This is a genomic window from Curtobacterium sp. TC1 (assembly GCF_019844075.1).
In the GTDB taxonomy this organism is placed as follows: Bacteria; Actinomycetota; Actinomycetes; order Actinomycetales; family Microbacteriaceae; genus Curtobacterium.
In genome coordinates, this window is record NZ_CP081964.1 from 1,441,928 (window position 1) to 1,459,644 (window position 17,717).

Below are 17,717 nucleotides of genomic sequence, written 5' to 3' on the forward strand. Positions count from 1 at the left end.
ATCGTTCCGGTTGTCCCACCACTGCCAGTGGTACCCACGATGGACGTACGCAACAGGGGAGTCTGGCTCGGGCCGTCGTTCCGAGGGAGTGTTGAGGGGTTCGTGGGGCAGGACTGATCCTGCTCCGGCACCACCGTCGAGGAGAACCACCCATGCCGATCGTCCCCGCCTACGCCGCTGCCGCCGCCGGAGCGCTCTTGGAACCGTCGTCGGTCGAGCTCCGAGAACTCGGTGCGCACGACGTCCTCATCGACGTCCGCTTCACCGGTCTGTGCCACACCGACATCCACCTGACCCGCGACGAATGGGGCCCGGGCATGTACCCGATGGTCCCCGGGCACGAGATCGCCGACATCGTGGCCGCTGTCGGCTCTGCTGTCACGGCGCACCAGGTCGGCGACCGTGTCGGCGTGGGGTGCCTGGTCGACTCGTGCGGCGAGTGCGAGCGCTGTCTCGCGGGCCAGGAGCAGCAGTGCGTCCGTGGTGCCACCGACACGTACAACGCGATCGGTCGCGACGGGAAGCCGACGTACGGCGGGTACGCGAAGCAGGTCGTCGTCACCGAGGCCTTCGTGCTGCGGATCCCCGACGCGCTTCCCCTCGACGTCGCGGCACCGCTGCTCTGCGCGGGCATCACCACCTACTCGCCGCTGAAGCGCTGGAACGCCGGCCCCGGCAAGAAGGTCGCGGTCGTCGGACTCGGCGGCGTCGGCCACATGGCGGTGAAGATCGCCCACGCCATGGGCGCGGAGGTCACGGTGCTGTCCCAGACGCTCAGCAAGCGGGAGGACGGGTTGCGCCTCGGTGCGGCGGATTACCGTGCGACGTCGGACGCCGCGACCTTCACCGAACTCGCCGGCCGATTCGACCTCATCCTGTCGACGGTGTCTGCCCCGATCGACCTCGGCGCGTACCTCGGTCTCCTGCACGCCGAGGGGACCATGGTCATGGTCGGCATCCCAGACGAGCCGCTGCCACTGCACGCGTTCTCCCTGATCGCCGGCAACCGGGCCCTGGCCGGCTCCATGATCGGCGGCATCGCCGAGACCCAGGAGATGCTCGACTTCTGCGCCGAGCACGGGCTGGGCGCGGAGATCGAGACCGTCGCCGCGACGGACATCAACGACTCGTACACGCGGATGCTCAGGAGCGACGTCCGGTACCGGTTTGTCCTCGACGCCAGCACGATCTGACGCCGAGTCGGCCGGCTCCCGATCGCCGCCGAGGTCGCTCGGGTCAGGAGCGGACGGTGCGGAGTGCGCCGGCCCAGAGTTCGAGCTGGTCGAAGAGGTCTGCGGCCTGCTCTGCGTGCTCGGGGCCGGGGGTGAAGACGCGGTCGGGGAAGTCGCTGGGCAGGGCGAAGCGGACCTGGTTGCGGATGTCGGCCATCTGTAGTTCGCCGGCGACGCCGCGGAGGTGCTCGACGGCGCGGACGCCGTAGCTGGTGCCGTAGCTGACGAACCCGACGGCCTTGTTGTTCCACTCGGCGTAGACGTAGTCGAGCGCGTTCAGCAGTGCGGGGGAGGTGCTGTGGTTGTACTCGGGGGTGACGAACACGAACCCGTCGAACCGGGCGACGGTCGCTGCCCAGTCCTTGGTGTGCTGTTGCTCGTACTTGCCCACCAGAGCGGGGATGGCTTCGTCGAGCAGAGGCAGGCCCGTGTCCTCGAGATCGATGATCTCGTACGTCGCGGCCTCTCGACCGGAGGCCTGTTCGTGCACCCAAGCGGCGACGGCGGTGCCGTTGCGGCCGGGGCGGGTGCTGCCGACGATGATCGCGATGTTCAAGGGAGCCATGAGGGGCCGCTTTCTCGGAGACGTGCTGCGTGGACGGAAACGGGAGGAGGGGTCGGCTGGTGGTGACCGGCCCCTCCTCCCAGTGGGGTGTTACTTGCCCTCGGCCTCGCGGGAGACGGGAGCCCACTCGGCCCACTCCGCCAGGCGCTGCTGGTAGATGTGCGGCGCGATCTGGGTGGGCCGCTCGCCGAAGAACACCCGGAGCGGCGCCTTCTCGGCATCGACCACCTTGAGGATCGCGGACCCGAACCCGACCGGCTCGGGGCTGGCGGTGCCGGACATCTGCTCGGCCATGGCGTCGTGCAGCGGCTGGTACTGCGGCAGCGTGTCGGCGAACACGGCGGAGCTGCCGGCCCAGTCGGTGTTGAACCCGCCGGGCTCGACGAGGGTCACCTTGATGCCGAAGCCGGCGACTTCCTGCGAGAGCGACTCGGTGAGACCTTCCAGGGCCCACTTCGAGGCGTGGTAGCCGCCGAGGCTCGGGAACGCGGCGACGCCGCCGATGGTGGAGATCTGGATGATGTGGCCCGAGCCCTGCTCGCGGAGGATCGGCAGGACGGCCTGGGTGACGTGGAGGACGCCGAACAGGTTCGTCTCGAGCTGGTCGCGGAGCTGCTGCTCGGTGATCTCCTCGACGGTGCCGAAGAGGCCGTAGCCGGCGTTGTTGATGACGACGTCGAGCGATCCGAACGTCTCGTGCGCGGCCTGCACGGCGGCGGCGACCTGGTCGCGGTCGGTGACGTCGAGCTGGAGGGGGAGCACGGCGTCGCCGTACTGCTCGACCAGGTCGTTCAGGGTGTCGGTGTTGCGGGCGGTGGCGGCGACCTTGTCTCCGCGCTGGAGCGCGGCGAGCACGAATTCTCGGCCGAAGCCCTTCGAGGCTCCCGTGACGAACCAGACCTTGCTCATGGTGCTCCTTCGATCGATGGCGTCTCAGTGACGATTGGTAGACCCTACGCCGTAAGTGACACCCGGTGTCAAGTCCGCCTCCTGGGGTTATGCTGAGGGTATGAGCGAGCCCCGTCCGGTCACGATGCGCGAGCGCACTCGTCGGATCGCGCAGACCGAGTTGACCGTCGTTGCGCAGGATCTCTTCCTCGAGCACGGGTACGAGGAGACGACCGTCGACCAGATCGCGGCGGCCGCGGGCATGTCGAAGCGCACGTTCTTCCGGTACTTCCCGTCGAAGGACGCCCTCGTGATCGGCAAGTACGACCTCTTCGGCGACCGGATGGCCGAAGCGCTCGATCAGCGCCCCGCCGACGAGCCGGTGTGGGAGTCCCTGCGGCGGGTGTTCGACATCACCCTCGACTACGTCCAGGACGAGCACCAGCGCGCCCGGAACGATGCCATGGAAGCGATCGTGCGGAGCACCCCGCAGCTCTCCGCCGGCTACCTCGAGAAGATGCAGCGGATCCAGCAGCTGCTCATCGGACGTGTCGCGAACCGGATCGGTTCGGACGAGTCCGATGACGGAGATCCGCGAGCATCCGCCATCGTCGGAGCAGCGTTCGCGTGCATGCAGGCCGCTCGTGCGAGCTGGTTCGCTTCCGACCAGTCCGTGCCGTTCGACCAGGTGCTGGACAGGGCCATGGGCGCGCTCGCCGTCCAGGAGCGCCGTTGACCGCGACCCGGCAGGCCGTTCGTACCCGGGGTCGGTGATCCGCACGAGCATCCAGCGGGGAGTCACCGTGGCACCAGGTGTGTTCGCATCCCCGGGCCGTACGGTGGTGTCACGCGGTCTTCGACTGCTGGAGCAGGGCACGACCGGCCACTTCTGATCACAGCATCTGGAGTGACCCCGTGGGCGCCGATCGCGAACGACGACTGTTGCAGACGATCATCGCGCTGGTCGGCAGTGCCACCAGCTCCGAGGACCTCAGCAAGCGACTGCAGCACCTGGTGGACGAGTCGGCGGCGTTGTTCGACGTCCACGCTGCCGGGCTGATGCTGTTCGGCTCGGACCACCGGTTGCAGATCACCGCCTCAGTGGGGCACCACAGCGGAATGCTCGAGCTCCTGCAGCTCGAAGTCGGCGACGGGCCCTGTCTCGAGGCAGCGCGGACCGGGAGCGTGGTCTCGATCCCCGACGTCCGACTGGCCGAGCCGCGATGGCCGCACTTCTGCCGGGCTGCGGCTGACGCCGGGTACACGGCCGTCCACTCGATCCCGCTGCGGCTCCGGACGACCGTCATCGGATCGCTCAACCTGTTCGGCGAGTCCGCCGGCGCGTTCGACGAGGACGACCTCATCGCTGCGCGGGCACTGGCCGACATCGCAGCGGTCTCGCTCATGCAGCAGCGCACCATCGACGACGCGGTGGCGACGCAAGGGCAGCTGCAAGCAGCACTCGACAGCCGTACGGTCATCGAGCAGGCGAAGGGGTGGATCGCGAACCGGAACGGGGTGGACACCGCGACTGCGTTCTCCCTGCTGCGCGACCACGCGCGGCGGAATCAACTCCCGATCGGCGAGGTCGCCCTCGCCGTCCTCGCCGGACGGACCACCCTCGGCTAGTTGTCCTCGGCCACGGCCACGGACGTCTCCGGCACCGCCCCACCCCAGCCGTTGAACCCGCCGAACACGACCCGCACCGGGACGGCCTGCGCCCGGTCGGTCACGTACCGGTACACGCCGCCCGGACGGCCGAGCCACAGCACGCGCGCCGGCGTCGCGGTCGTCGCCGTCGTCCGGAGCTCGACCACGTACTGCCCGGAGGGGATCTGGAACTGCGCCGTCTGCTCGCTGTCGAGCAGCGTCGAGAACCGGGTCGAGAACGACGCGCCGGTCGTCGTGTTCGTCACCGTGACGCTCGCGCCACTCAGCTGCGCGGACGGGGCGAGGGACGCAGAGGCCGCGGAGACGACCAGGTCGTAGTCGCTGTGCGCGTAGTGCTGCGACAACGTCACCTGCGACGCCGGGAGGGTCCCGCGCTGCTGGTGGACCCGGGTCTTCCAGACGGCGGGCGACGCCGTGCCGCTGGCGTACGCCTCGATGCGGTACTTCCCGGTGCTCAACCCGACGAACCGGTACTGGCCCGCGCTGTCCGAGGTCGTCCGGAACACCTGCGAGGTGTCCTCGTTCCAGGCGTACATCAACCGTCCAGCAGCGGGACCCGAGGGGCCGACCACCCCGCCCTGCACGGTGGCGCCGCGCACGAGCGGCACGGTGACCGCGACCGTCGTGCCACCGCGGACCGCGATGTCCGAGCGGAGTCCGGGGGCGTAGGTCTGCGTTCCGCGCGGCGGGAGTTGCCGTGTGGTGACCGTCACGGTGTCCGGGGCGGGGATGCCGGTGAACGTCGCGGTGCCGTCGGCATCGGTGGTGGCGGTCCCGACGACGGCGTCGACGCCGATCGCACCGAGTTCGACGTCCGCCAACCTGATCGGGGTGCCGTCCGGCGCCGCGAGTTGCACAGCGATCGTCCCCGACCCGGCCGCGGCCGCTGGCGGTGCCAGGCCGACCATCGCAGCTGCGGCAAGCGCCACGACCAGTGTCGTTCCCGTGATCAGTCGCATCGCGTTCCCCGCCCACCAGTCGTACCTTGCGGGGGACTGTACGCGTCTGGCGGGCGGTGGGGAAGAACGGCGTCCCGGTTGTGCACCAGGGATGTCGGCGTTCAGTACCTCGTCTCCGCGGCTTCTCGCACAGTGCGGTGCGCGCTCCGCAGCGTCGCGTGCACTACTGTCGTCGGCAGAGGGAAAAAGCCCGCGCTGCTCCGGCAGGCGGGACCGCACACGCGTCTCACGGGAGTCGCCACTTCTTCATCGAAGGAGTGTGCCCGTGTCCGACACCATTGCCCGCCCGCCGTTCGACCCCGAACTCGCGACCTTCCTGACGGCGCTCGAGGCCCGCGGTCCGTTCACCCTCACCGCAGAGATGCTGCCCCGTATGCGACAGCTCGACGTGCCCGAGGAAGTCGTCGACGAGCGCCTGCGTTCCCGCGGGTACCAGCGGCGGAGCGTCACCGTTCCGGGGCACCTCGGCGACCCGATCGACCTCGCGATCATCGACCGTGTCGAGCGCACCGGAACGACCGCGGCCGTCTTCTCGATCCACGGCGGGGGCATGGTGTTCGGTCACCACCTCGGGAACCTCGACTCGTTCGACGACTGGCTGCTCGACCACGACGTGGTCCTCGTCAGCGTCGACTACCGCCTCGCACCCGAGTACCCCGATCCGTACCCGGTGGAGGACTGCTACGCCGGTCTCGTCTGGGTGGCGGCCCACGCCGACGAGCTCGGCATCGACCCGGCACGGATCGTCATCGCGGGGCAGAGCGCCGGCGGCGGACTCGCCGTGGGGACGGCCCTGCTCGCCCGTGACCGGCGGGGTCCCGACCTGATGGCGCAGATCCTGGTGTCACCCATGCTCGACGACCGTGACGACACCGTCTCGACCCAGCAGATCGACGGTGTCGGGGTCGCCGACCGCCAGATGAACCGTTTCGCGTGGGATGCATACCTCGGACCACGCCGCGCCACCCCTGACGTCTCGGAGTACGCCGCTCCGGCTCGTGCTGCAGACCTGTCGGCGCTGCCGCGTACCTACATCGACTGCGGCAGTGCCGAGGTCTTCCGCGACGAGGACGTCGCCTTCGCGAGCCGCCTCTGGGCAGCGGGGGTCGACGCGGAGCTCCACGTCTGGCCCGGTGCCTTCCACGGGTTCACGAGCATGATGCCCGACGCCGCGATCTCGAGGACCGCGACCGCGGCCCTCGCGGACTGGACCCGACGACTGCTCGGCGATCCTTCGCCGATCGGACGCGCAGCCGGGCTCCAGCACGGGACCGCGGACGACGTGTCTCGGTAGACGCCCCACGAGCGGGACGGGAGGCCCGGTGCTGTCTGGCACCGCGCCTCCCGTCCCTGCCGGTGTCACCAGGCGATCAGCGGACGAGCCGGACGGTCGTCCCGATCGGGCCGAAGCTCGACGTCGCGCCGTCGGCGGCGAAGCCGTTCCGGCGGTAGAACGAGTGCGCTCGCGGGTTGTCGGCCGCGACCCAGAGCGACGCCGGACGGCCCCCGAGGACGGCGTCCAGGAGTGCCTGGCCAGCACCGCTCCCGTGAGCGCGGGCCAGCACGTAGAGCATGGTGAGCTCTTCCGGCCGGACCGCATCGGGCTCGGTCACGACCTGTGCTGCGGCGAAGCCGATGATCCCGCTCTCGTCCTCGGCGATCAGGGTCGCGAAGGTCTCGTGTTCCAGGTTCGATCGCCACATCGTGATCCGTCGCTCGACGTCGAACCACGGATTGGTGGCCGGGTCGTCCACGAACCGGCCGTAGGTCTCACGCCAGGACGTGGTGTGGACGTGGGCGATGGACTCCGCGTCGTCGACGGTCGCGTGCCGGATCATCATGATGCCCGCCTCACGCCGCACTCCGCAGGTCCTGCACGTCCCCGTCGGAGCACTTCGAGACCCCGGTGATGCTGTACCGCTGCGGGTACGCGTTGAAGCCGATCGAGGTGACCGTGCCGCCGACACCCCGGATGCCGGTGAGCGGGTCCGAGCCGCCGCTCTCGAACCGCTCCGTCGTGATGCCCTTCGCCTGCCAGAGCTCCTCGACCGCACGGATGTCAGCCGCGTCGGTGCCGTCGGTGCCGCTGCGCTCCAGGACGTACACGAAGCGGGCGCCGTCTCCACCGCCCGACCGGGTGCAGACCTCGGCGGCAGGGCCGCGGTACACGGTCCAGTCACCGCCGACGGCGTCGGCGGATTCCTCGACGATGCTGACGATCGACTGCTTCGCTTCGGACGGATCCGCCGCCTTGCTCCCGAGAGCGTTGCTGCAACCGGCAGCGCTCAGGGCCGCCGTCAGGATGACGGCGGCACCGACGCCGGCGCGGCCAGGGATTCGTGCGTTCACGTCTTCAGTGTCCACTGTCGGGGCGATGAGGGCCGGGAGGCACGGTGCCAGCTGGCACCCCGCCTCCCGTCCGTCTCGGGGTCGCGTCTCGAGCCCGGTCCACGCGCGCAGGAGCGCGTCGACGCGGCTAGTGGGTGGTCCAGCCGCCGTCGATGACGAGTTCCTCGCCGGTGACGTACTTCGCCTCGTCGGAGGCGAGGTAGACCATGCCGTAGCCGATGTCGGTCGGTTCGCCGACGTGCGGCGGCAGGGGCACCTCGCCACCGAGCTGCTCGGCCATCGTCTCCTTCGTCATGCCTGCAGCGGCGGCCAGGCCGGTGTAGACGGAGCCGGGGTGGATCGAGTTGACGCGGACACCGTCCCCGGCGAACCACTGTGCGGCGTGCTTCGTGAGGGACCGCACGGCGCCCTTCGACGCCGAGTACGCGGCACCGCCGGCATCGGAGACGCCGCCGACGATCGCGGCGATGGACGACACGTTGACGATCGATCCGCCGCCCTGCCGCTGCATGTGCGGGATGACCGACTTCATGCCGAGCCACACGCCGGTGGTGTTCACCGCCATGACCGTGTTCCAGTCGTCGAGCTCGGCGTCGAGGATGCCCTTCGCGACGTGGATGCCCGCGTTGTTGACGAGCACGTCGACGCGTCCGTGGTCGGCGACCACCCGTTCGACGACGCCGTTCCACGATTCCGGCGACGTGACGTCGAGCGTGATCGCGGTGGCCCGACCTCCTTCGTCGCGGATCGTGGCCGCTTCCCGCTGCAGTGCTGCTTCGCTGACGTCGGTCATGATGACGGTCGCGCCCTCCCGGGCGAACAGCTGGGCTCCGGCGAGGCCCATGCCGCTCGCTGCGCCGGTGATGATCGCGACCTTGTCGTCGAGTCGTGCCATGTCGTGTCTCCTGCTCTCGTGGTGCGGGTCAGATGCGTTCGGGGCGTCGGATGCTCTCGGCGCCGCCGTCGATGAAGACGATCTGTCCGGTGACGTGCGTGTTCTCGGCGCTGGCGAGCCAGGCAAGGAGCGCCGCCGGAGCTGCGGGTGGTGCGGCCGGACCGTTCAGGGGAGACGGGGCTCCCGCGTCGAGGGCGGCGCGGCCTTCGGCGCTCTCCAGCGCTGCGGCGGTCATCGGCGTCTCGATGACGCCGGGAGCGATGGCGTTCAGTGCGATGCCGGCGCCGGCCCACTCCGGGTCCTTCGCGTGGGTGCGGACCCACTGCGCGATCGCCTTCTTGGTGGTCGAGTAGATGGCGCTGGACCCGGCGGCGTTCGTCGCGGTGCCGATGCGCTCGGCCTCCTGCCGTGCGCCCGGCTCGTCGTCCGCGAGGAGCCGCTCGTACAGGCCCTCGTCGACCTCCTCGAGGGCCGCGAGGGACGCGACGACCACGGCGCGCGGTGCATCGGAGCCGGCGAGGAGCGGGCGGAGCCCTTCGAGCGTGGCCGTCGCGCCGAAGTAGTTCACCCCGACCGTCACGGGACTCGCCGCGACGAGCCCGGCGACGGCGATCACGCCGTCGACCCGGCCTCCGGAGCGCTGCTCGACCTCGTGCACGAGCGCGGTCCGGCCCTCGGCGGTGCTGAGGTCCGCGACGACGTCCGCGTCCTTGATGTCGACACCGATCACGCGGTGCCCGTCGGCTTCGAGTCGTTCTGCGGTGGCCTTGCCGATACCGGAAGCGGCTCCGGTGACCACGTACGTCCTGCTCATGGTGGTTCCTCTCGTCATCGTCGACGTCGGCGCGCGGGAGCGCGCGAGCTCCGCTCGGGTAGCGGAGAAGTCAGGGGTCAGTCGCTGCCGACCAGCCACTCGGGCATGACGGCGACCAGTCGTTCGGCCATCGCGTCCTGTTCGGCGGGAGCGTCGTCGCGCAGCCACGCCGTGAGCATCGCGATCGCACCGCCGGCGATGAACCGGGCGGTGTCCTCGGCGTGGACGGTCCCGGGGACGCGAACGCCGAGGAGTCGGATGGTCGCGAGGACCTGCTGCGCGTACGCGGCGACCACGCTCTCGTGCACCCGCCCGGACAACCGCCAGTCCAGGGACGCCCGGTAGAAGGCGGAACGCGAACCGATGTGCGCGAGCATCCGGCGGTTCGCCGCGACGGCCAGGGTGCGGAGGTCGGCAGCGTGGTCGTCCCGTGCCCGGAGGTCGTCGAGCCCGATGTCCCGGAAGGCGTCGACCAGCATCGCGACCGCGAGGTCGTCGAGGTCCGCGAACTGCGCGTAGAACGCGCTCCGGCTCACCCCGGCAGCGCGGGCGATCGCGTTGACGGTGATCTCCGTCGACGCGTCGGCGGCGAGGCCCTCGACGGCGCGGACGATCGCGGCACGGGTCCGGGCTGGACGGGGATCGGTTGCCCGCACGGGCGCGCTGCTCTGCACGGCTCCACCCTACGACTTTTCCGACATGTGCGTGGAAAATGCCGGGATGCGCCGTTCACCAACCGGACTCCCGCGCATGGCAGGGTGGTCCGGGGCGTCGTCGCCCGCAGCCCAGCCAGCCGCGAGCGGAGCACGATGCCACCACCCGACCTGATGGTCGTCACGGACCTCGACGGAACGTTCCTCGACCACCACGACTACTCGTTCGACGCCGCCCTGCCGATGCTCGAGCGCCTGCGCGCGGACGGCGTGCCGGTGGTGTTCTGCAGCAGCAAGACCCGGGCCGAGATCACCGCCCTGCACCAGCGGACCGGTCTGGACGGGCAGGCGTTCGTCGCGGAGAACGGCGCGGTCGTCGTCGGAGAAGACGGCAACGTGATCGCCGGACCTTCGGCCGGCTCCGGCGTCGGCCCCGCGGCCGGCGATCTCGAGCGACTCCGTGCGGATCTCGACCGCATCCGAGCGGACCTGGACCTGCACTTCGCGACGTTCGGCGGCGAGACCGACGCGGTCGTCGCCGCCTGGACCGGCCTCGACGTCGTGGCGGCGGCGGCCGCCCGGCAGCGCGAAGCCTCCGAGGTCCTGTTCTGGCACGCCGAGGACGACGACCGTGCCGAGACGTTCCGCACGGCGCTCGCCGCGGCCGGCCTCGAGCTCGTGCGCGGGGGCCGCTTCTGGCACGTCCTGCCGGCCGGACGCGACAAGGGCACCGCGGTCCGCCTGCTCGTCGCCGACCACACACGCCGCACCGGCACCGTCCCGCGCACCATCGGGCTCGGCGACGGCCCGAACGACACCGCGCTGCTCGACGCCGTCGACCTGGCGGTCGTCGTGCGCGGCCACGGCCCGGCACCCGGGCCGCTCGCCGACGACCGCCCCGAGCGCGTCCACCGCACGACCGCCCCCGGCCCGCAGGGCTGGGCCGAGGGCCTCACCCGGTTCACCACCCCGTCCGTCAGGAGCCACCGATGAGCGACTTCCACCAGAACGGCGTCATCACGACGTTCCACGATCTCGGCCGCCGCAGCACCGCGAGCATCGAGGACGACCTGCGCGGGTTCGCCGAGAAGCGTCCGATGAGCCTGATCCTGCCGGCGCTGTACTCGGAGCTCGAACGTCCCGCGCTCGCACGGATCGTCGACGAGCTGGCCGAGGCCGACTGGCTCAGCGAGATCGTGATCGGGCTGGACCGCGCCGACCGTGCGCAGTTCGAGCACGCGCGGGAGTTCTTCGCGCGGCTGCCGCAGCGGCACCGCATCCTGTGGAACGACGGGCCGCGGCTGCGGGAGCTCGACGCCGAGCTGGAGCGCGAGGGGCTGGCTCCCGGCGAGCCGGGCAAGGGCCGGAACGTCTGGTACTGCACGGGCTACGCGTTGGCGTCGGAGCGCGCCGAGTGCATCGCGCTGCACGACTGCGACATCACGACGTACGAGCGGGGCATGCTCGCGCGGCTGTTCTACCCGGTGGCGAACCCGGCGTTCGACTACGAGTTCTCGAAGGGCTTCTACGCCCGTGTCGCCGACGGCCGGATCAACGGGCGCGTCGGACGCCTGCTCGTCGGTCCGCTGCTCCGGTCGCTCCGCCAGGTCTACGGCGAGTCCGAGTACCTGGAGTACCTCAGCAGCTTCCGGTACCCGCTGTCCGGCGAGTTCGCGATGCGCGCGCACGTGCTGAACGGGTTGAAGATCCCGGGGGACTGGGGCCTCGAGATCGGCATGCTGTCCGAGGTCTACCGCGACTACGCGACCCGGCAGGTGTGCCAGGTGGAGATCGCCGACGCCTACGACCACAAGCACCAACCCCTCGCCGAGTCCGACGGCACCGGCGGACTCGCCCGAATGGGGAACGACATCGTGCAGTCGCTGCTGCGGAAGCTCGCGACGATGGGCGTGCCGCTCACCTCGGACTCGTTCCGGGTGCTCAAGGCGACGTACTACCGGAACGCGCTCGACATCGTCGAGGTCTACCGGCACGAGGCGGAGATGAGCGGCCTCGGGTTCGACCAGCACGCGGAAGAAGCCGCCGTCGAGCTCTTCACCAAGGCGATCCTCGACGCCGGTGGCGCGTTCACCGCGCGCCCGGACGACAAGCCGTTCATCCCGAGCTGGAGCCGGGTGCGCTCGGCGGTGCCGGACGTGCTCGACCGGTTGCGGGATGCGGTCGAGGCCGACCAGCAGGACTGATCACGCGCCCTGGGCGCGACCACAGAGCGGACGGGAGGCACGGCGGGAGCTGGCCCCGTGCCTCCCGTCCGGCGGTCTGGCGCCGTTCTCAGGCCGCCGGTTCCGGCGACCAGCCGAGTTGCGGACCCAGGTGCTCGGCGATGTCCGTGGTGATCTGCGCGTAGTCGTCCGGCTCGAACGAGAACGGCAGTGCGAAGGCGACCTCGGTGACCGCCTGGTAGCCGGCGTCGGCACGCAACCGGTCCGCGATCTCGGCCGACGTGCCCACCAGGTCGGCGGCGAAGAGCATCCCCGCGGGTCCCATCGGCACACCCACACGCCCCGAGCGGCTCTCGACGTAGGCGCGGTAGCGGGCCTCCTGCTCCTTGGTCGCGGTGTCCGTCGGGATGACGACCAGCCCCTGCGAGACACGGGCGGAGTCGGGGTCGGGGTGGACGTCGAGGTAGGCGTCGATCTGGGCCCGCTGGTTGGTGGCGAAGTCCGTGCCGTTCTCGCTGCGGGTGACGCTCGACGTCAGCAGGTGGAAGCCGTTCTCGCCAGCCCAGACCGCCGACTTCGTGCTGCCGGTGCCGTACCAGATGCGGTCGGCCAGGCCGTCACCGTGTGGTTGGACGGTGCTCGCGAACTCCTCGATGCCCCGACGTTCGACGGTGTCGGTTCCGGTCACGTGGTCGCCGCGGACCAGGTCGCGGAAGCGCAGGAGGCGGTCGTTGCCCAGGTCCTCGTGCTCGAGGGTGTCGGGGTAGATCGCGTCGCGGTACAGGTCGAAGTTCATCGGGGTGCCGACCGAGAAGCCGGGGTTCAGCCGTCCGCCGAGGAGCACGTCGACGGTGCCGAGGTCCTCCGCCAGGCGGAACGGGTTCTCCGCCCCGATCGGCGTGACGGCGGTGCCGAGGTCGATCCGCGAGGTCCGCTGCGACGCGGCGGCCATCACCGCGACGGGGGAGGAGATGCCGTGCTGCAGGTGCCGGTGGCGCAGCCACGCACTGTCGAAGCCGAGCGCCTCCGCACGCTCGATGACGCGGAGCGTGTCCTCGTGGCCTTCGGCCGGTCGGGCGGGGTCGAACGACCCGATCGTCAGGAAGCCGAGCCGGTGCAGGGGAGTTCCGTCGAGGGGCATGGGTCGATCGTGCCAGATGCGTCGTGCCCGGTGCGTCGCTCAGACCCCGGTCTTGCTGGTCAGGGCCGTGGCTCCTTGATCAGCGCCTCGACGTTGTTGCCGTCCGGGTCGGAAACGAAAGCCGTGTACGCGCGGTACTCGGCCCAGTACCGCGGCTCGTGTCGTGACACCCCGCCGGCGGCGACGGCCTCGCGGTGGAACGCGTCGACCTCGCTCCGTGACCCGGCCTCGAACGCCAGGTGGAGCCCGCGTGTCACCGCCTCGGGTGCCCGGGCGGTCTCGAGCGAGACGCTCGGGGTGTCGTCCCCGTGCTGCCAGAACTCGGCGACGGAGTCCGTGCGGTAGCCCGCTCCGATGCCGAGCGGCGCGAGGGCGGCGGTGTAGAACGCGTCGCTCGCGGCGAAGTCGCTGGCGAAGACGCCCAGGTGGTGGATGAGTCGCTGACCCGGCATGGGACGACCCTAGGCCGACGTCTCCGCATCCGTCCGGGCGGCTCTCCGGGTGCGCTGGCAGGCTGGATCCGTGCACATCACCCTCGACTCCGCGACCGACATCGTCATCTCCGGCATCCGGTTCCCGGAGGGCAACCGCTGGCACGACGGGCGGCTCTGGTACTCCGACATGCACACCGGTCAGGTGTTCTCGGTCGACCCTGCCTCGACCGACGGCCCCCGGCTCGAGGCCACCGTCGACGGGCAGTCGTCGGGACTCGGGTGGCTCGCCGACGGGCGGCTCATCGTCAGCTCGATGGAGTCCCGCACGGTCGTCGCCGTCGAGCCGGACGCCAGCACCTCGGTGTTCGCCGACCTGTCCGCCGTCGAGTCCTCCCTCGTGAACGACCTGGTCGTCGACGCCCACACCGGCCGGACCTACATCGGTGCCTTCGGGTACGACCTGTACGCGGGCGAGGAGCTGCGCCCCGGCCCGCTCTACGTGATCGACCCCGACGGCTCCGTCCGGCTCGCCGCCGAGGGCCTGGTGTTCCCGAACAGCGCCTACATCCTGCCCGGCACCCGCACCCTGGTGGTCAGCGAGACGTGGGGCGGCCTGCTCACCGCGTTCGACATCGAGGACGACGGTTCGCTGACCGGGCGGCGCGAGTGGGCAGCCCTGCCCGGCGGCGTGACCCCGGACGGCAGCACCGTCGACCGTGACGGCGCGATCTGGGTCTGCTCGGTCGACACGGGGGAGTTCCTGCGGGTCCTCGAGGGCGGCGAGGTGACGGACCGCATCGATGCACCAGGCGAGTGCGCGATCGACTGTGCGCTCGGCGGCGAGGACGGTCGCACCCTCTACCTGGCGACCGCCGACAGCTACGACCCGGCGACCACGGCGCAGACGCGCGCCGGTCGGATCAGCGCGGTGCGGGTCGCCGTGCCGGGTTGGTGACCGCGCTCGAGGTTCCGAAATCCCGGCATCTCACGCGCCGCGGAGCCTGCCAGTGGAACCTCGGCGACGTACACGCGGCATGTCATGGAACCTCGGCGCGGTGCTCCAGGCGTCGATGTGGTCGACGAGTCCTCGCACGATGCCGCATCGTCGTGTTCCTGTCCCGGCACCTGAGGCCCGTCGAGCAGGTACCGCAGCGCTCCGATGTCACGATGGTGCTGTGACCGAGACCCCCGAGCCCACCCTCGTCCCCGAGCTCCTCGTTGCCGACCTGGACCGGAGCCTCGCGTTCTGGTGCGGCCTGTGCGGCTTCGAGGTCCGCTACGCCCGGCCCGAGGAGCGCTTCGCGTACGTCGCCCTCGGCACCGCCCACCTCATGCTCGAACAGGCCGGGGTCGGCCGGAACTGGATCACCGGTCCGCTCGATCGACCGCTCGGCCGGGGCGTGAACTTCCAGGTCACCGTGCCCGACAGCCGTGCGCTGTCCGAGTCGCTGCTCCGTGCCGGTACGGAGCTCTTCATGCAGCCCGAGACGAAGTGGTACGACGTCGGGACCGAGCAGGCGGGCGTCGACCAGTTCCTCGTGCAGGACCCGGACGGGTACCTGGTGCGGTTCCAGTCCTCGGCGGGACGGCGCCCAGCGGCCGACTGAGCTCGTAGGATCGGCTGTGCCTTCCATCCAGATCGAGAGCCCTCGGAGCGACGACGTCCGCAGCCTGCTCCGCCAGGGGGATGCCTTCGCCCTGGCGTTGTACCCGGCCGAGAACTACCACGGCCTCGACGTCGACGCCCTGGAAGCCGACGGGGTCTCGCTGTTCGTCGCCCGCGAGCACGACGTGGCCGTCGGCACGGCGGCGATCGTCGATCGGCGCGACGGATCCGGCGAGGTCAAGCGGATGTTCGTCACCGACGACGCCCGAGGACTCGGGGTCGGCCGAGCCCTGCTCCAGGCGCTCGAAGCCCATGCACGTGACGTGGGCATCTCGACGCTGCAACTGGAGACCGGCCTGCCGCAGGTCGCGGCGATCGCCCTGTACGAGAAGCTCGGGTACCGCCAGGTCCCGCGCTTCGCGCCGTACACCGACGACCCGACGAGCTACTGCATGGAGAAGCACCTCTGAGGCTCCGTCCGTCATCCCTCCGTGGGGCGCCGTGCGCTCTCCGCAGCCGGCTCGTCGTCGAGACTCGCGTCGACCGCCGGGTCGGGTGAGACTGACTGCGGTCGGACCGGGACGTCGTCCAGGACGGCGGCACCAGAGGGTCCCGACCCGCCGCGCACCCGCTTCTTGACGGCGGCCCACGGCCGACCGAACGCGGATCGCGGTGCGCGCTCCGACGGCCCGTCGACCTCGAGCCCGTAGTACGCGCCGACGTGTTCGAGCAGGACCTCGCGTTCGGCCTTGTCGTACGCCCGCCGCTCACGGGTGAAGGCGATGATCGTCGACCAGCAGGTGAGCAGCAGAACGACGCTGAAGGGCAGTGCCGTGGTGATCGCCGCGGTCTTCAGGGCATCGAGGCCACCGCTCAGCAGCAGGGCGACCGCGAGCAGGGCCGAGACGAACGCGAAGAACACCCGAAGCCAGTTCTTCGGCTCGATGTCGCCGCCGGACGCGATCATCGCCATGACCAGGGCGCCGGAGTCCGACGAGGTCACGAAGAACACGCCGATGAGCAGGATCGCGCCGAACACCAGGACGGTGCCGGCGGGCAGATCGCCGAGCAGGGTGAAGAGGGAACCCTCGACGTCGACCGAACCGTCCGCGCCGACCAGGCCGCCGGAACCGTCGGTCTCGCGGTGGATCGCGGCGCCACCGAGGACGGCGAACCACAGGAACGTGAGCACGGTCGGCACGAGCAGGACACCGAAGACGAACTGGCGGACGGTGCGGCCCTTCGAGATGCGCGCGATGAAGACGCCGACGAACGGTGCCCACGACATCCACCAGCCCCAGTAGAACGTGGTCCACGCGCCCTGCCAGGCCTCGCCCTCGGCGCCCTGCTGTGCGGTGACGTTGAACGACAGACCGACGACGTTCTGCAGGTACGAACCGATCGACTGCACGAAGTCACGGAGCAGGAACTGGGTCGGGCCGACGATGAGCACGAACAGCAGCAGCGCTGCGGCGAGCAGCAGGTTGAAGTTCGACAGGATCTTCATGCCCTTCGCCACCCCGGTCACGAGCGAGACGATGGTGACGGCGGTGATCGCGGCGATGATGAAGATCTGGCTGACGATGCCGCTGTCGGCGATCCCCGCGTTCTCGAGCCCGGCGCCGATCTGGATCACGCCGAGGCCGAGCGACGTCGCGACGCCGAAGACGGTGCCGACGAGGGCGAGCACGTCGATGAGGTTGCCCCAGCCGCCGCGTACGCGGTTGCCGAGCAGTGGTTCGAGGGCCCAGCGGATCGAGACCGGACGGCCGCGGCGGTGGATGGCGTACGCGAGTGCGAGGCCGAGCACCACGTAGATGGCCCAGGCGTGGAGTCCCCAGTGGAGGAACGTCTGGGTGAGGGCCTGCTGCGCGAGTTCGCTCTCGGTGCCGGTGACGCCGGGGCGCGGTGAGGCGAAGTGGCTGAGGGGTTCCGAGACGCCGTAGAACACGAGGCCGATGCCCATGCCTGCCGCGAAGAGGAGCGAGAACCACGAACCCGTCGAGAACTCGGGCTCGTCCCGGTCCTTGCCGAGCTTGATGTCGCCGAACCTGCTGAAGCCGACGAACACCGAGAAGCCGACGAAGAAGGCCGCGATGAGGACGTAGTACCAGCTGAAGTTCCGGACGATGCCGTCCTGCAGGCCGACGAACATCGCCTCGGCACTCGACGGCGAGACCAGCGTGAACGCCACGAACCCGAGCACGAGGACGGCGGCGGGCCAGAACACCCACCGCCGGACCTCCGAGGTCGTCGTTCCTGGGCCGGACGGGGGAGCAGAGGTGGTGCTTGGCATGCGTTCCATGGTGCCTGGCGGCGGCTCTGTG

20 protein-coding genes are annotated in these 17,717 nt (G+C 70.4%); 9 read left to right on the forward strand and 11 right to left on the reverse strand.

Annotated features, from left to right (window positions below; all coding sequences use genetic code 11):
- The first annotated feature begins 152 nt into the window (after nucleotides 1-152).
- The gene (locus KZI27_RS07960; protein WP_222660424.1) at nucleotides 153-1,193 is read left to right on the forward strand and encodes an NAD(P)-dependent alcohol dehydrogenase; all 1,041 of its coding nucleotides are present in this window, start codon (nucleotides 153-155) and stop codon (nucleotides 1,191-1,193) included.
- Between the two features lie 43 nt (nucleotides 1,194-1,236).
- Here the strand turns inward: KZI27_RS07960 and KZI27_RS07965 are convergent, their stop codons facing one another.
- Entirely contained in the window at nucleotides 1,237-1,797 is a 561-nt protein-coding gene (locus KZI27_RS07965; protein WP_222660426.1) for an NADPH-dependent FMN reductase, read from the reverse strand.
- A 90-nt stretch (nucleotides 1,798-1,887) separates the two neighbouring features.
- Nucleotides 1,888-2,706 carry an SDR family oxidoreductase gene (locus KZI27_RS07970; protein ID WP_222660428.1) on the reverse strand — a complete coding sequence of 273 codons (819 nt, stop codon included), beginning with the start codon at nucleotides 2,704-2,706 and terminating at the stop codon, nucleotides 1,888-1,890.
- A 100-nt stretch (nucleotides 2,707-2,806) separates the two neighbouring features.
- Here KZI27_RS07970 and KZI27_RS07975 point away from each other — a divergent pair, with 100 nt between their 5' ends.
- Together KZI27_RS07975 and KZI27_RS07980 are read left to right on the forward strand one after the other, a co-directional pair.
- Nucleotides 2,807-3,421: a TetR family transcriptional regulator gene (locus tag KZI27_RS07975; RefSeq protein ID WP_222660429.1), complete on the forward strand. Its 615-nt coding sequence runs from the start codon at nucleotides 2,807-2,809 to the stop codon at nucleotides 3,419-3,421.
- Nucleotides 3,422-3,600: 179 nt separating this feature from the next.
- On the forward strand, nucleotides 3,601-4,314 hold the full coding sequence (locus KZI27_RS07980) for a GAF and ANTAR domain-containing protein (protein WP_222660431.1): 714 nt from the start codon (nucleotides 3,601-3,603) through the stop codon (nucleotides 4,312-4,314).
- Here the strand turns inward: KZI27_RS07980 and KZI27_RS07985 are convergent.
- Nucleotides 4,311-5,315 carry a carboxypeptidase-like regulatory domain-containing protein gene (locus tag KZI27_RS07985; RefSeq protein ID WP_222660433.1) on the reverse strand — a complete coding sequence of 335 codons (1,005 nt, stop codon included), beginning with the start codon at nucleotides 5,313-5,315 and terminating at the stop codon, nucleotides 4,311-4,313. The genes KZI27_RS07980 and KZI27_RS07985 overlap by 4 nt on opposite strands.
- 265 nt (nucleotides 5,316-5,580) lie before the next feature.
- Here KZI27_RS07985 and KZI27_RS07990 point away from each other — a divergent pair, with 265 nt between their 5' ends.
- Nucleotides 5,581-6,609, forward strand: coding sequence for an alpha/beta hydrolase (locus tag KZI27_RS07990; RefSeq protein WP_222660435.1), 1,029 nt, complete (start codon nucleotides 5,581-5,583; stop codon nucleotides 6,607-6,609).
- A 76-nt stretch (nucleotides 6,610-6,685) separates the two neighbouring features.
- Here KZI27_RS07990 and KZI27_RS07995 read toward each other — a convergent pair whose 3' ends face one another.
- The 5 genes from KZI27_RS07995 to KZI27_RS08015 form a co-directional block, all read right to left on the reverse strand.
- Complete coding sequence (locus KZI27_RS07995) at nucleotides 6,686-7,156, reverse strand: GNAT family N-acetyltransferase (RefSeq protein WP_222660437.1); 471 nt, start codon at nucleotides 7,154-7,156, stop codon at nucleotides 6,686-6,688.
- A 10-nt stretch (nucleotides 7,157-7,166) separates the two neighbouring features.
- A complete protein-coding gene (locus tag KZI27_RS08000; RefSeq protein WP_222660439.1) occupies nucleotides 7,167-7,664 on the reverse strand; it encodes a hypothetical protein in 498 nt (165 codons plus the stop codon).
- 127 nt (nucleotides 7,665-7,791) lie between these two features.
- Nucleotides 7,792-8,559: an SDR family NAD(P)-dependent oxidoreductase gene (locus KZI27_RS08005; protein ID WP_222660441.1), complete on the reverse strand. Its 768-nt coding sequence runs from the start codon at nucleotides 8,557-8,559 to the stop codon at nucleotides 7,792-7,794.
- Between the two features lie 28 nt (nucleotides 8,560-8,587).
- Nucleotides 8,588-9,373 (reverse strand): SDR family oxidoreductase, encoded by a 786-nt coding sequence (locus KZI27_RS08010; protein WP_123313576.1) that lies wholly within the window; start codon nucleotides 9,371-9,373, stop codon nucleotides 8,588-8,590.
- 77 nt (nucleotides 9,374-9,450) lie between these two features.
- A complete protein-coding gene (locus KZI27_RS08015) occupies nucleotides 9,451-10,047 on the reverse strand; it encodes a TetR/AcrR family transcriptional regulator (RefSeq protein WP_222660442.1) in 597 nt (198 codons plus the stop codon).
- Between the two features lie 135 nt (nucleotides 10,048-10,182).
- On the opposite strand from KZI27_RS08015, the gene KZI27_RS08020 reads away from it, so the two are divergent.
- Together KZI27_RS08020 and KZI27_RS08025 are read left to right on the forward strand one after the other, a co-directional pair.
- A complete protein-coding gene (locus KZI27_RS08020) occupies nucleotides 10,183-11,019 on the forward strand; it encodes an HAD-IIB family hydrolase (protein ID WP_222660444.1) in 837 nt (278 codons plus the stop codon).
- Complete coding sequence (locus tag KZI27_RS08025) at nucleotides 11,016-12,230, forward strand: hypothetical protein (RefSeq protein ID WP_222660446.1); 1,215 nt, start codon at nucleotides 11,016-11,018, stop codon at nucleotides 12,228-12,230. The genes KZI27_RS08020 and KZI27_RS08025 overlap by 4 nt, the downstream gene beginning before the upstream one ends.
- Nucleotides 12,231-12,318: 88 nt before the next feature.
- Here KZI27_RS08025 and KZI27_RS08030 read toward each other — a convergent pair whose 3' ends face one another.
- Both KZI27_RS08030 and KZI27_RS08035 read right to left on the reverse strand, forming a co-directional pair.
- The gene (locus KZI27_RS08030) at nucleotides 12,319-13,350 is read right to left on the reverse strand and encodes an LLM class flavin-dependent oxidoreductase (RefSeq protein WP_222660448.1); all 1,032 of its coding nucleotides are present in this window, start codon (nucleotides 13,348-13,350) and stop codon (nucleotides 12,319-12,321) included.
- A 59-nt stretch (nucleotides 13,351-13,409) separates the two neighbouring features.
- Nucleotides 13,410-13,802 (reverse strand): VOC family protein, encoded by a 393-nt coding sequence (locus KZI27_RS08035; protein ID WP_222660449.1) that lies wholly within the window; start codon nucleotides 13,800-13,802, stop codon nucleotides 13,410-13,412.
- A gap of 70 nt (nucleotides 13,803-13,872) precedes the next feature.
- On the opposite strand from KZI27_RS08035, the gene KZI27_RS08040 reads away from it, so the two are divergent.
- From KZI27_RS08040 to KZI27_RS08050, 3 genes are all read left to right on the forward strand, one after another.
- Nucleotides 13,873-14,739 (forward strand): SMP-30/gluconolactonase/LRE family protein, encoded by an 867-nt coding sequence (locus KZI27_RS08040; RefSeq protein ID WP_222660451.1) that lies wholly within the window; start codon nucleotides 13,873-13,875, stop codon nucleotides 14,737-14,739.
- A 220-nt stretch (nucleotides 14,740-14,959) separates the two neighbouring features.
- Nucleotides 14,960-15,391: a bleomycin resistance protein gene (locus KZI27_RS08045; RefSeq protein ID WP_222660453.1), complete on the forward strand. Its 432-nt coding sequence runs from the start codon at nucleotides 14,960-14,962 to the stop codon at nucleotides 15,389-15,391.
- A 16-nt stretch (nucleotides 15,392-15,407) separates the two neighbouring features.
- Complete coding sequence (locus KZI27_RS08050; protein WP_222660455.1) at nucleotides 15,408-15,860, forward strand: GNAT family N-acetyltransferase; 453 nt, start codon at nucleotides 15,408-15,410, stop codon at nucleotides 15,858-15,860.
- 11 nt (nucleotides 15,861-15,871) lie between these two features.
- Here KZI27_RS08050 and KZI27_RS08055 read toward each other — a convergent pair whose 3' ends face one another.
- Nucleotides 15,872-17,695: a BCCT family transporter gene (locus KZI27_RS08055; RefSeq protein ID WP_410004026.1), complete on the reverse strand. Its 1,824-nt coding sequence runs from the start codon at nucleotides 17,693-17,695 to the stop codon at nucleotides 15,872-15,874.
- Between the last annotated feature and the right edge of the window lie 22 nt (nucleotides 17,696-17,717).

Excerpts from the sequence above, each read along its gene's own strand:
- KZI27_RS07960 (WP_222660424.1), top strand. The coding sequence starts at position 153 with ATGCCGATCGTCCCCGCCTACGCCGCTGCCGCCGCCGGAGCGCTCTTG.
- KZI27_RS07965 (WP_222660426.1), bottom strand. The coding sequence starts at position 1,797 with ATGGCTCCCTTGAACATCGCGATCATCGTCGGCAGCACCCGCCCCGGC.
- KZI27_RS07970 (WP_222660428.1), bottom strand. The coding sequence starts at position 2,706 with ATGAGCAAGGTCTGGTTCGTCACGGGAGCCTCGAAGGGCTTCGGCCGA.
- KZI27_RS07975 (WP_222660429.1), top strand. The coding sequence starts at position 2,807 with ATGAGCGAGCCCCGTCCGGTCACGATGCGCGAGCGCACTCGTCGGATC.
- KZI27_RS07985 (WP_222660433.1), bottom strand. The coding sequence starts at position 5,315 with ATGCGACTGATCACGGGAACGACACTGGTCGTGGCGCTTGCCGCAGCT.
- KZI27_RS07995 (WP_222660437.1), bottom strand. The coding sequence starts at position 7,156 with ATGATGATCCGGCACGCGACCGTCGACGACGCGGAGTCCATCGCCCAC.
- KZI27_RS08005 (WP_222660441.1), bottom strand. The coding sequence starts at position 8,559 with ATGGCACGACTCGACGACAAGGTCGCGATCATCACCGGCGCAGCGAGC.
- KZI27_RS08010 (WP_123313576.1), bottom strand. The coding sequence starts at position 9,373 with ATGAGCAGGACGTACGTGGTCACCGGAGCCGCTTCCGGTATCGGCAAG.
- KZI27_RS08020 (WP_222660444.1), top strand. The coding sequence starts at position 10,183 with ATGCCACCACCCGACCTGATGGTCGTCACGGACCTCGACGGAACGTTC.
- KZI27_RS08025 (WP_222660446.1), top strand. The coding sequence starts at position 11,016 with ATGAGCGACTTCCACCAGAACGGCGTCATCACGACGTTCCACGATCTC.
- KZI27_RS08030 (WP_222660448.1), bottom strand. The coding sequence starts at position 13,350 with ATGCCCCTCGACGGAACTCCCCTGCACCGGCTCGGCTTCCTGACGATC.
- KZI27_RS08035 (WP_222660449.1), bottom strand. The coding sequence starts at position 13,802 with ATGCCGGGTCAGCGACTCATCCACCACCTGGGCGTCTTCGCCAGCGAC.
- KZI27_RS08055 (WP_410004026.1), bottom strand. The coding sequence starts at position 17,695 with ATGGAACGCATGCCAAGCACCACCTCTGCTCCCCCGTCCGGCCCAGGA.